Origin of the sequence: Vibrio sp. 10N.247.310.23 (assembly GCF_041467155.1) — a bacterium.
GTDB classification, from domain to species: domain Bacteria; phylum Pseudomonadota; class Gammaproteobacteria; order Enterobacterales; family Vibrionaceae; genus Vibrio; species Vibrio crassostreae_C.
In genome coordinates this window covers 1-12,969 of the sequence record NZ_JBFSTZ010000022.1, presented here as the reverse complement: position 1 = coordinate 12,969, position 12,969 = coordinate 1, and the positions used below count along the sequence as shown (strand labels likewise).

General features: G+C 43.6%; 9 protein-coding genes. 7 read left to right on the top strand and 2 right to left on the bottom strand.

What is annotated here, in order from left to right; translation table 11 throughout:
• Window positions 1-34 precede the first annotated feature (34 nt).
• The 6 genes from AB6D93_RS16515 (at window position 35) to AB6D93_RS16490 (ending at window position 9,118) form a co-directional block, all read left to right on the top strand.
• Entirely contained in the window at window positions 35-1,090 is a 1,056-nt protein-coding gene (locus AB6D93_RS16515; RefSeq protein WP_017068817.1) for an MJ1255/VC2487 family glycosyltransferase, read from the top strand.
• A gap of 347 nt (window positions 1,091-1,437) precedes the next feature.
• Window positions 1,438-2,397: a transcriptional regulator LeuO gene (gene leuO / locus AB6D93_RS16510; RefSeq protein WP_102332759.1), complete on the top strand. Its 960-nt coding sequence runs from the start codon at window positions 1,438-1,440 to the stop codon at window positions 2,395-2,397.
• A gap of 201 nt (window positions 2,398-2,598) precedes the next feature.
• Window positions 2,599-4,407 (top strand): long-chain fatty acid--CoA ligase, encoded by a 1,809-nt coding sequence (locus AB6D93_RS16505; RefSeq protein ID WP_017066937.1) that lies wholly within the window; start codon window positions 2,599-2,601, stop codon window positions 4,405-4,407.
• Between the two features lie 460 nt (window positions 4,408-4,867).
• Window positions 4,868-6,625 carry an acetolactate synthase 3 large subunit gene (locus AB6D93_RS16500; protein ID WP_017062926.1) on the top strand — a complete coding sequence of 586 codons (1,758 nt, stop codon included), beginning with the start codon at window positions 4,868-4,870 and terminating at the stop codon, window positions 6,623-6,625.
• Window position 6,626: 1 nt separating this feature from the next.
• Window positions 6,627-7,121, top strand: a complete 495-nt coding sequence (gene ilvN / locus AB6D93_RS16495; protein WP_008219984.1) for an acetolactate synthase small subunit — start codon at window positions 6,627-6,629, stop codon at window positions 7,119-7,121.
• 113 nt (window positions 7,122-7,234) lie between these two features.
• Window positions 7,235-9,118 (top strand): diguanylate cyclase, encoded by a 1,884-nt coding sequence (locus AB6D93_RS16490; protein WP_102332760.1) that lies wholly within the window; start codon window positions 7,235-7,237, stop codon window positions 9,116-9,118.
• A gap of 581 nt (window positions 9,119-9,699) precedes the next feature.
• On the opposite strand, the gene AB6D93_RS16485 is transcribed toward AB6D93_RS16490, so the two are convergent.
• On the bottom strand, window positions 9,700-10,371 hold the full coding sequence (locus tag AB6D93_RS16485; protein ID WP_102332761.1) for a GntR family transcriptional regulator: 672 nt from the start codon (window positions 10,369-10,371) through the stop codon (window positions 9,700-9,702).
• 176 nt (window positions 10,372-10,547) lie between these two features.
• Window positions 10,548-11,960, bottom strand: coding sequence for a pyruvate kinase PykF (gene pykF / locus AB6D93_RS16480; RefSeq protein WP_017061403.1), 1,413 nt, complete (start codon window positions 11,958-11,960; stop codon window positions 10,548-10,550).
• A gap of 429 nt (window positions 11,961-12,389) precedes the next feature.
• Between pykF and AB6D93_RS16475 the strand changes: the two genes are divergently transcribed.
• A partial coding sequence (locus tag AB6D93_RS16475; RefSeq protein ID WP_372159178.1) for a DeoR/GlpR family DNA-binding transcription regulator occupies window positions 12,390-12,969 on the top strand: 580 nt, incomplete at its 3' end.

The window sequence follows — 12,969 nt, the reverse complement described above, 5'->3', positions numbered from 1 at the left end:
GCCGAGCTTAAGTGGTAAATTTAAAGGAACATGCATGAAAATTTTATATGGCGTACAAGGCACAGGAAATGGGCACATCGCTCGAGCGAGAGCAATGGCCGTCGCTTTTCGTCAGCAAAATATTGATGTCGATTTTCTGTTCTCTGGGCGAGATGAGAGCAAATACTTTTCGATGGAAGCGTTTGGCAACTATCAGACCCGCAGCGGCTTAACTTTTTACAGCGAGCAGGGGCAGGTTAAATACGGCAAAACATTCATGAAGAACAACATCTGGCGATTTCTCCGTGAGATTAACCAGATCGATCTTACGCCTTATGACTTAGTGATTAATGATTTTGAGCCTGTCACTGCATGGGCGGCTAAGAGACAAGGTGTGCCATGCATTGGGATAAGCCACCAGAATGCGTTTCGTTATGATGTACCTAAAGAAGGGGGCAACTGGATTGAACATTCAGTGATTCAACATTTCGCCCCAACCGAGCACTCTATTGGCTTGCACTGGTATCACTTTGAACAGCCGATTTTGCCGCCTATCGTTCACACGCTGGTTGGTGAGCAACAAACCAAAACAGCACAAGACTTTACGTTGGTCTATTTGCCATTTGAGGATCTTGAGTCGATCTCAGAGCTGCTGATGAAGTTCATTTCGCAAAACTTTGTCTGTTACCACCCGGATGTGATTGAGCATAGCCGAGTTGAAAATATTGAGTTCAAACCACTGAGTCATGCGGGCTTTCAATTCGACCTCAATCAGTGCTCTGGTGTGGTCGCAAATGGCGGCTTTGAATTGCCATCTGAAGCCCTAACTTTGGGGAAGAAATTGCTTCTCAAACCACTCGAAGGACAGTTCGAACAACAGAGCAATGTGGCGACGCTAGAGGCCCTTGGGTTAGCTCAAACCATGACGTTTTTAGATGCGGCTATCTTGCGCGCTTGGCTCAGTGAAAAACAGGCCGAAGTGGTCACCTATCCAGACGTGGCAAGTGCACTCGTTGAGTGGGTATTAGCAGGGAATTGGTCTAATCAAGATGATTTAAGAAAGCAACTTTGGGACAAGGTCGACTTTCCAAGTTATGCATCGCTCACCTAACTCATAAGTGCTATTTCTGAATTGACCGGTTGAACAATTCACGAGTTCAATAAATTGTAACAAATGTAACCAAACGATAGAACAGCTAAATAAGTCGAAATTAAACTCATAAGTGACGCATTTTATGTTTTTTTATAACTCTATAAATAATTGATTTTTAGATGTTATTTAATAATTAAGGTAAAATAAAATTATTCTTTATCAATCTTGTTGGTAGCTCGAGATGCATTGGTTAATAGTAATGTCAATCCGAAAAAACATCGGTCTGATAAATATAAGAATTAGTGGTTATCTATTCTCATACCATTACCAATTTAACGCTGTCGAACCGACAAGAGGCAACTTGAATGTTAGATAAGAAAGACGCAATGAGTGCTATTGCAAGCTACAGAATGGAAAGCACACTTCGTGGAGTCGACTTAAATCTTTTGACTGTATTTGATGCAGTTATGCAAGAGCAAAACATTACACGTGCAGCTCACAATCTGGGTATGTCTCAGCCTGCTGTAAGTAACGCTGTTGCTCGTCTAAAAGTGATGTTTAACGACGAACTATTCATGCGTCAAGGTCGTGGTATTCAACCGACTCAACGTGCTCGTCAGTTGTTTGGTCCTATCCGCCAAGCGCTACAGTTAGTACGCAACGAACTACCAAGTTCTGTGTTCTCTCCAGAGTCGTCTTCTCGCCTGTTCAAACTTGCGATTTGCAGCCCTTGTGACATGCGTTTTGCACCTAAGATTATGTCGACAATTAACGAGCAAGCACCAAGCGTTAAACTGCACATGGACGCTGAGTTCGATCGTCAGCTTTCTGAGCGTATGCGCTACCAAGAAATCGACTTCGTGATCGATTACGCTCGCTTTGATGAGCAAGGTTTCTCAAGCACTGAAATCTTCCAAGATGAGTTGGTTGTTGTCGCTTCTGCTTTTCACCCACGCATTAACGGTGAAGTAACAGCGGCAGAGCTGCTTAACGAAAAGCACGCGAAATTGTCTCGCATTCACGGTCAACGTAGCTTCTCTGAGCAAGCTTACCGTGACCTAGACTGCATGCCTTTCTACGAAGGCACGAGCCTAAGCAACGTTCTTTACGTTGTAGGTCAGTCTGAACTAGTAACGATTGCTCCTCGTTGGATGGTAGAACATGCAGCAAACAAAGAGCAGCTTCAGATTCTAGATTTCCCATTTGATAATGCGGCAATTTCAGGCTTCCTAAGCTGGCACGAATCAAGTGAAAAGGACAAAGGACACATTTGGTTACGAGATCAGTTAATGATGATCTGTGGCGAAGTAGTGGCACTTAACTAGACACTAATCCCTATGTTTTATAAGCCCTAAGCTAGGAGTCTGGCTTGGGGCTTTTTTGTACCTGCTATTTTTGTTGATAGAAAACTTAGCGTGAGACGTACTATTACTTATAACTTTGAGCTTCATCAGTTGCCTTTTCCATGATCAGAGGTACACTTGTGCGCTCAAAAAAGCTTACAGGTGTAAGCCAAGGGTAAAGAGATGGCCAATTTAGATTTTCATATCGTAAAAAGACTTCGTGACCAAATTGCCCAAGGCGGCAACCGTACAGCTTTGAAGCACAAAGTAGATAATGTATGGCAAGGTATTAGCTGGCAGCAGTTTGGACAACAAATCGATACGCTTTCATTAGCACTGTTGGCTCAAGGACTGAGAGTTCAGGATAAGATCGGTATCTATTCGAACAATATGCCTCAATGGACCGTGGCAGATTTTGCATCGTTACAAGCACGCCTTGTGACTGTGCCGATTTATCCAACGAATACAGCAGCACAGTCTTCTTACATCATCCAAAATGCAGATGTGAAGATCTTATTCGTTGGTGAGCAAGTTCAATTCGATGCGGCGGTTAGCCTGTTTGAAGAGTGCGAGCAGCTAGAAGTTGTTGTGGCTATGTCTGATGACATCGACCTGCAAGGACACAGCTTTGCCGTATCTTGGAATGACTTCATGGCGCGTGGCGTTGAAGCACAACAAGCTGAACTTGACGTGCGTCTTGCTGATGCAAGCATGGACGACCTGCTGACTCTTATCTATACCTCTGGTACCACAGGTCAGCCAAAAGGCGTAATGCTTGATTACACCAACATTGGCTACCAGTTAGAAGGCCACGATGAGCGCCTTAGCCTGAGCAAAGACGATGTCTCATTGTGTTTCCTACCGTTATCACACGTATTTGAGCGTGCTTGGACGTTCTACGTTCTTTATAAAGGCGCAACCAACTGCTACCTGCAAGATACGATGCAAGTGCGTGATGCGCTAAGTGATGTGAAACCTACTGTAATGTGTGCGGTTCCACGCTTCTACGAGAAGATCTTCTCTGCGATTCACGAGAAGGTATCTAAAGCACCATTTATTCGTAAAGTGCTATTTACTTGGGCGGTGAACATGGGAGCAAAGCTTTCAGTTTGTCACCAAGAAGGTCGTACTCCATCGTTGATGCTGAAGAAGAGCCATGCGCTAGCTGATAAGCTTGTGCTATCTAAACTGCGCGCTCTACTCGGCGGTAACATCAACTTCATGCCATGTGGTGGCGCGAAGCTTGATGAGACGATTGGTCGTTTCTTCCATGCTATCGGCATCAACGTAAAACTTGGCTACGGCATGACAGAAACCACGGCAACAGTATCTTGTTGGGATGATCGCTGTTTTAACCCTGATTCGATTGGTATGTCGATGCCGGGCGCAGAAGTAAAAATTGGTGCTAAGGACGAGATTCTTGTTCGCGGTCCAATGGTGATGCGTGGCTACTACAAGATGCCAGAAGAGACAGCTAAGACATTCGATGAGCACGGTTTCTTGAAAACCGGTGATGCGGGTCATTTTGATGAAAATGGTAACCTGTTCATTACTGATCGTATCAAAGAGCTGATGAAAACTTCTGGTGGTAAGTATATTGCCCCGCAAGTGGTTGAAGGTGCGATTGGTAAAGATCACTTTATCGAACAGATTGCTGTTATCGCTGATACACGCAAATTCGTTTCTGCGCTGATTGTTCCTTGTTATGACTCGCTAGAAGAGTACGCCAAAGAGCTTAATATCAAGTATCACGATCGCGTTGAACTGGTTAAGCACCACCAAATCGTCGAGATGCTAGAAAAGCGTGTGAATGACCTACAGCAAGAACTGGCTAAGTTTGAGCAAGTGAAGAAATTCAAACTGCTACCAAAAGCATTTTCTATGGATGATGGTGAACTGACACCAACTCAAAAATTGCGTCGTAAAGTTATCAACGATAAGTATCAAGACGAAATCGAAGAAATGTACAACGAAAAGCCTAAAGATAAGTAGTTTTCTGCTTAGATAAATTTTCAGTTGTTTAAAAATCCCCCTACGAATGTGATTGCATTTTTAGGGGGATTTTTTGTATCTAATGACACAGCACAATGTGCGAAAGCGCACACCAGCAAGCTCGCGGTTTATCGATAAATAGCGATCTATTAAAATATTAAGTGCTTTTTTTTGTTCGCTAACTAGTGTTTAAACCTAGCGTGGAGGGCTGAGTTGGGTTTTATTTAATGCTTTGAGCTAATAGTTGGTTTTTTGGCATAGTTGCCGAATAACAGGTGTTAGACCAGATGATAATAAAGCGTTAAAGTTGTTTCGTATTACTGTTTGTTGTTATCACGACAGACAGCCATAGCCGAAAAAGTGGAAGTATTTCGAATTAGGCTACGAATAAGCCCTAGACTATGAAAAACCAGCCCAACATGTTCACCAAATATGATTGGAAACTGGTGAGGAGAGCAATATGACAACAAAACCTGAAACAGCCATGTCATCCGGCGCTGAAATGTTATCCGGCGCTGAGATGGTGGTGCAGTCTCTAATTGAAGAGGGTGTAGAACAAATCTTTGGTTACCCAGGTGGTTCTGTACTTGATATCTACGATGCGTTGCATGCTAAAACTGCTGAAATTAAACACGTATTAGTACGACACGAACAAGCTGCTACCCACATGGCAGATGGCTATACTCGTTCTACCGGCAAACCGGGCGTAGTACTTGTGTGTTCTGGTCCAGGTGCGACCAATACCGTTACTGGCATTGCAACAGCCTACATGGACTCAATCCCAATGATTGTTATTTCTGGTAACGTACCAAATAACCTTATTGGTAACGACGCCTTCCAAGAGTGTGACATTGTGGGTGTATCACGCCCGATCGTTAAACACAGCTTCTTAGTTAAGAAAGCGGAAGATATCCCTGAAGTCGTTAAAAAAGCATTCTATATTTCAACGACAGGGCGTCCCGGTCCTGTGGTTATTGATCTGCCGAAAGACATCTTAAACCCACAAATCAAGCTTCCTTATGAATACCCAGAAACGCTCAAAATGCGTTCGTATAACCCAACGGTTACGGGTCATAAAGGTCAGATCAAAAAGGCGCTAAAAGCCCTTCTTGAAGCGAAGAAGCCGGTACTTTATGTCGGTGGTGGTGCGGTTATTTCTGAGGCAGATAAGCCGCTGTTAAAATTAGCAGAGGCACTGAATTTACCTGTGGTAAGCACCCTAATGGGGCTTGGCGCTTTCCCTGGCACCCATAAGAACTCTTTGGGTATGTTAGGCATGCATGGTTTATATGAAGCCAATATGGCGATGCACAATGCGGATTTGATCTTTGGTATTGGCGTACGTTTCGATGATCGAACGACTAATAACCTAGATAAGTACTGCCCTGATGCGAAGATCATGCACATTGATATCGACCCATCTTCGATCTCTAAGAACGTAAAAGTGGATCTACCGATTGTAGGTTCTGCTGAAAAGGTTCTAGAGAGCATGGTGAACTTGCTCGTTGAGCAAGGCGGCACTAACGATGCAGAAGCGATTGAAAGCTGGTGGAGTGAAATCAAGCAGTGGCAAGAGCGTGACTGCCTAGCTTACGAGAAATCGTCTGAGCGCATCAAACCACAGCAAGTAATTGAAACACTGCATAAAGTAACCAATGGCGATGCCTATGTTGCTTCTGACGTAGGTCAACACCAAATGTTTGCTGCTTTATACTACCCGTTTAACAAGCCACGTCGTTGGATTAACTCTGGTGGTCTAGGCACGATGGGCTTTGGCCTGCCTGCTGGTATGGGCGTTAAGTTTGCTAAGCCAGATGAAGAGGTGGTTGTGGTAACCGGTGACGGCAGTATTCAAATGAATATCCAAGAGCTGTCGACAGCACTGCAATACAATATCCCGGTTAAGATTATTAATCTTAATAACCGTTTCCTAGGCATGGTAAAACAGTGGCAAGACATTGTTTATCAAGGCCGTTACTCTAACTCATATATGGACTCTGTTCCTGATTTTGCTGCTATCGCTGAGGCTTATGGCCACGTTGGTATGCGCATTTCATCTCCGGATGAACTGGAATCAGGTTTGGAAAAAGCACTAGCGATGAAAGACCGTTTGGTATTTGTCGATATTAGTGTGGATGACACCGAGCACGTATACCCAATGCAGATCAAAGGCGAGGGTATGGATAACATGTGGCTAAGCAAAACGGAGAGAACATAATATGAGACACATTATTTCACTACTAATGGAAAACCAACCTGGTGCGCTTTCTCGTGTGGTTGGCTTGTTTTCTCAGCGTGGCTACAACATCGAGTCTTTGAACGTATCTCCAACCGATGATCCGACGCTGTCTCGTTTGAACGTCACTACTAACTCGAGCGAAATGCAGCTTGAGCAGATTCAGAAACAACTGCATAAGCTAATCGACGTACTTAAAGTACAAGAAGTGTCTGAACTTGAACACATTGAACGTGAGCTGTTGATGGTAAAAGTACGTGCGAGCGGCTTTGCTCGTGCGGAAGTGAAGCGCACAGCGGATATCTTCCGTGGTCAGATCGTTGATGTTACGGCTTCTCAATATACGGTTCAAATGGCGGGTACTAGCGAGAAACTGGATGCCTTCATTCAGGCGCTGTCTGAAGTGACGGAAGTGCTTGAAGTAGCTCGAAGTGGTGTTGTTGGCATCGCACGAGGCGAACGTGCGTTGAAAGCCTAGACGATAAGTCTTTAAAAAATAACTTTAAAGCCGCTTTTTTAAGCGGCTTTTATTTTGTTAATTTTTTAGAGTGCTATAATCCCGCGCTGCACTTCCATTCATCTGAGTTAGCAATGCGAAATAAAAAATCAATAATTACATTGCTGATTATCTCTATCATATTGTCTTCTGCAGTATGTCTGTATTATTTGCAGCGCTACAAAGAAGTAAAACAGCAGAGCTTTGACTACTCAGCTAAGCAAGCCGTTCATCAGTTAGTGTATGCCAAGCGAGATTATGATCTTCTCAAGACTCAGTTAGTCTCGGTCATGGAGCTACTCAGTCATAGCCAGAGCTTGGTTAACTTTGCTTCCTCTCCCTCAGACCAAACCAAACATCTACTTGAAGAGGTCTGGCAATCTGTTCTCGTGAACCAGAAGTGGTATACACAAATCCATCTGTTAGATGTCACTGGCAAAGAATTGGTGCGTGTTAACTATTCCTCTGATACCGGTAGAGTGACGTTTCCTCAACAGCTGCAAGATAGGTCGGATTCTAACTACTTCCAATACGCTCAAAAACTAGAAGCCGAACAGATTGGCGGTTGGGGTATTGAGCTTGAAACTGAGCATGGTGAAGTCACCTTCCCTTATTCGCCGGTAATCCGTGTCTTTACCCCAGTAGAAACCCCTGACGAAAGAGTAGGCTACCTCGTCATCAATCTTGATGTATGGGGCTTATCGTCGCGTCTGAGCTTTTCACCAGATAACGATCTTAGAGCAGAAGTTCTCAATGACGCGGGTTACTTCATCGCGAGTAACAACAGCGGTAAGTTGTTCGGAGACTCTATTCCTGAAAGAAAAGGCTATAACCTGAAAAATATCGCGCCGAAGACGTGGGATGCGATCTCCAATGATCAGGTGGGATACGTTTTTGAAGATGGTAATTTGTTTGCCTTTAACACGGTTATGCTCGCGAACAGTCAAAAGGTCCATTTACTGATTCAACTTAATCAAAAGCAACTGATGGATCGGGCTGAGCGTGATCTAGATGATTTGGCCCATGAAGAGATCATTGTTCTGATTACGGTGCTGATATTCGCTTTCCCGTTTGCTTACCTGGTGACGCACTGCCGACGCCGAAGCCTAGAGAGTAAATTGGCACGCGCCGCATTGAATGGTATGTCGGCAGTGATGATCTCTGACAAGCAGCACCGCACAATGATGATCAACAACGAATTTGAGAACATGACTGGGTACTGCAAAAAACAGGTGATCGGTCAAAATGCATTGCAGTTGCTGCTTGAGAATACCGACCAAGTGCTCTCAAGCTCGGCTATTTGGAGTCATTTAGAGCAAGAAGAAGTATGGGAAGGGGAGGTTCAGTGTAAGAACAAGCTGCGTATTCCTTTTACTGCGATCATGCGAGTGCATGCGGTCAAAAACAATTCAGGCAAAGTCAGTTACTACATCACCTCGTTGGTTGATATTTCCGTAAGGAAGGAGCTTGAGGTGCGTTTGAGGATCTTAAGTGAACGTGACTCTTTGAGTAACCTCTGGAACAGACGAAAGTTCGAAGAGCAGTTGGCCTACTATTCTCGCTTGGTTGAGCGTTACCCGAACGAAACGACCACTTGCTTAGCCTTAGTCGACATCGATAACTTCAAGCGAATCAATGATGAACTTGGCCACGACGAAGGTGACCGTGTGATTGCTGGTGTTGCTAAGCTTCTGCAAGACAGTCTTCGTGGGACGGATTTTGTTGCACGTGTCGGAGGGGAAGAGTTTGCACTCTTGATGCCACACACCTCACTGCCAGAAGCAAAGCGCGTATTGGATCGCTTACGAATCGAGATTGAGCTAGCGGCCGGAACTAAGGTAACAGTGAGTGTTGGCTTTACGGATTTAACCAGTAACAGCACTCGCTCATACAAGTGTGCGGATGTTGCGCTTTACGAATCTAAATCGTCTGGCCGTAATACGGTCTCTATGTGTCCTAGCTATGATGATGTCGCTTAGGGTCGCTTCTATCTAGTCCTGTCTTCTATTTCCTTCACCTCTTCAAGTCGCGGCCCGACTCACTTTATCTCTCCCCCTTTTTATAGGAATCTCACTTTTGAGCGACCTATGTCACAAAATCTATACAGTTAGACTAAAGTCTAATGCTGGTGGAAATTTGAGCTAAAATGAACAATAAGTAAACTACCTTGCTTCAGATTACATCGTGCTTAACGGTGTAATAAATAGAGTGTTTACCAGATGTAAAAGGATGACACCGTTAACTTAATTCAACTGATTAGCTAGCCTTTTCAATGGTTTGAAAGGCAGCAGTAGAATTAGGTTAGCTGGAGCAAGAGTTTGGGGATCATACAGTCTGGTTAAAAGAGGCGTGGTATGTTTGTCGATTTTTTAGTTAGGTTAACCATAGGCACATTAGCCATTCTTGGCTTTCAACTTAGTGCATTGTATTTTTTACCTATGGTTGTGCTGCTCAATACTCATCACAAAGAGTTTTTTGGGTGGTAGTTCAGTCGTAATACTGGAAACAAAAAACGGAGCCATTGGGCTCCGTTTTTATTTGGTTAGAAGCTACTTTAGCGTTATGCCGCTTCGATAACTTCTTCAATTCGTTTCATTGAACCTAGCAGGTGTTGATCAAGCAGTTCAGTCGCTTGTTCTACATTCTTAGAGAGTACTAGTTTCATGATCATTTCGTGTTCATCAATATTGAACAGATCATCTGATGCGCTTTCTGCAGACATAGCGAGGAAGCGGTAACGTTTCACTTGGTTAATTAGGTCATCAAAGAACTTAAACATGTTCTCTGAACCTGCACCTTCAAGCAGTGCGACATGGAATTGCTGGTGGCGCTCTTCCCATTCTACACAGTCAAACTCTTCAGATACGTACTGTACTCGCGATAGTTTATGGTAAGACGTTAGTACATCCAGTTCCCAGCTCTCATCACCTGCTGCAATCGCTTTTTTAAGCAGAACCGATGATACAACACGAAGGCTTTCGTATAGGTCATTCAGTTCTTTCTTTGATACAGGAGATACCCAGCAGCCTTTTTGTGGCTCTAGCTTTACGTATTTGCTCCAAGATAACTGTACCAAGGCTTCGCGAATAGGGGATGCGCCAACGTTGTAGCGTGCTTTTAGATCAGCAACAACAAGCTTTTGGCCTGGGGTTAACTCACCATTAAGAATATCTTGGCGAATCATCTTTGATACTTTGTCAGTGAGCGTAGGACTAGACATTACAAACCTCATCTATATATGATTTCTAGTCTGCTAATCCGTCTCTTAGAAAGAGTCAGTTGGAGGTTAACAGTACGTAGTTCTATTGTGATTGATAATACAGCGTACTGAAAAGTTAGGCAAGATTTTGTTTCATAAAAAAAGAGGGCCGAAGCCCTCTTTTATATTTTATGCGAATCGGTTCATTCTTATAGAACGTGAACAGATGCCGTGTTTGTAGTACCAGAAGCTACTAGAGCACCAGAAACCATAACTACGATGTCGCCTTTGTTACCTAGGCCAGATTGTAGAGCGATTTCTTTACCGTTGATGTAGAACGCGTCTGTGTTCTCGATAGAGTCAACAAGAACTGGCTTAACACCTTTAGTAAGAACTAGCTGTGCAGCTGTCTTTTCGTTAGTTGTTAGAGCTAGGATGTTTGCAGTTGGGAAGTACTTACGTACTGAACGTGCAGATTTACCGCCTTCAGTTGCAACAACGATTAGAGGAGCAGCTAGCTTCTCTGCTGTGTCTACGGCGCCTTTACATACTGCTTCAGTGATGCGTAGACGTGGGCTGTCTAGACGAGAACCTAGCTCAGCTTTAAGAGCTGAATCAGTACGGTTCGCGATTTGAGCCATGATAGTAACAGCTTCAACTGGGTACTTACCTTTAGCAGTTTCACCAGAAAGCATTACTGCATCAGTACCATCCATGATTGCGTTCGCAACGTCACCCGCTTCAGCACGAGTTGGACGTGGGTTGCTGATCATAGAGTCAAGCATTTGAGTTGCAGTGATAACCATCTTACGTGCACGGTTACACTTCTCGATCATCATCTTCTGAGCGAAGATTACTTCTTCAGCTGGGATTTCAACACCTAGGTCACCACGAGCAACCATGATGCCGTCAGAAGCTTCAAGGATTGAATCGAAGTTATCTACACCTTCTTGGTTTTCAATCTTAGAAATGATGTGGATGTTCTCGCCGCCGTTAGCGTTTAGAAGCTCACGGATTTCTTTAACGTCTTCTTCTTTACGGATGAAAGAAGCAGCAACGAAATCTACGCCTTGCTCACAACCAAACTTAAGGTCAGCTTTGTCTTTCTCAGAAAGAGCAGGAAGTTGAACAGAAACGCCAGGAAGGTTAACACCTTTGTTTTCGCCTAGAGCACCGTTGTTAAGAACTTTACACTTAACTTCAGTTTCTGTTGTTGCGATAACTTCCATTTCGATTAGGCCGTCATCAACAAGGATAGTGTTACCTGCTGTTAGGTCTTTAGCGAAACCTAGGTAAGTTACTGCTACTACGTCTTTGTTACCAACAACTGTTGCGTCAGTTGTGAAAGTGAACTCTTGACCAGCTACTAGATCTACGTCGTTACCATCTTCAAGTTTGATAGTACGGATTTCTGGACCTTTAGTATCTAGAAGGATAGCAAGTTGCTCACCTTTGTTTTCCATTACTTTACGGAAGTTCGCGATACGAGTGCCGTGCTCTGCGAAATCACCGTGAGAGAAGTTAAGACGCATAACGTTCATGCCAGCATCTACTAGTTCAGTTAGCTTCTCTACAGATTCAGTTTTAGGGCCAATCGTACATACGATTTTGGTCTTTTTCATGGAAGGTACTCTCCGGTAAGTATTGTTACAATTTGAAATTTATTTAAGTTCTGAAGATTGGTCCGCTACATCAACATTTTGTGCCTGTTGTGTAAAAGCGCGGGACTTCCAATATGTCCTTCAGAGTTGTAAGTCTTTCATCAATTTTAGTCATTTTATGACTAAAAGATTTTGATTCAATATCGGTTTTCTGTGACTTACCCCACTATATAAGGGGTAAGTTGCAAAAAAATAACAGTCAGTTTTGTAATTTTTTTTCTTTTCGGGTGCGGATTCTACCACCTAATGAGTTCAATATCACTGCTTAACAATTGTCTTAGGACAAGGTTTTATCGCTATTTATTAATTTTTTGGATCAAAATAAATGGACTAAATAGTTTCGTTGTAACTATAATATGTTTCATATCGAAACTTAATGGCCTTTTTTAAATGTCGAAACGAAACACCCAGCTCAGAAGACATGCAATTTCTAACCTAGTGAATGAAAAAGGGGAGGTTAGTGTTGATGAATTATCCGCTAAGTTCGAAACCTCAGAAGTCACTATTAGAAAGGACTTGGCGTCTTTAGAGAAAAACGGTCAGCTTTTACGCCGTTATGGTGGTGCGATTTCGTTACCGAAAGAGGTTGTCAACGAAGAACTGGGTCAACAAGTTTCGACTCGAAAGATTTCATTGGCAAAAGCCGCTGCAGATTTAATTCGCGACCATAACCGCATCGTGATCGATAGTGGCAGTACGACCGGTGCTCTAATTCAGCAGCTTAATGCTAAGCGTGGCTTGGTTGTTATGACCAACTCATTGCACGTTGCTAATGCGCTTAATGAGCTTGAAAGCGAGCCGACGTTATTAATGACTGGCGGCACTTGGGATACCCATTCGGACTCTTTCCAAGGCAAAGTTGCAGAGTCGGTACTTCGTGCTTACGATTTTGACCAACTATTTATTGGGGCTGATGGTATCGACCTCGATAGAGGCACAACCACGTTTAACGAACTGGTTGGCCTGAGCA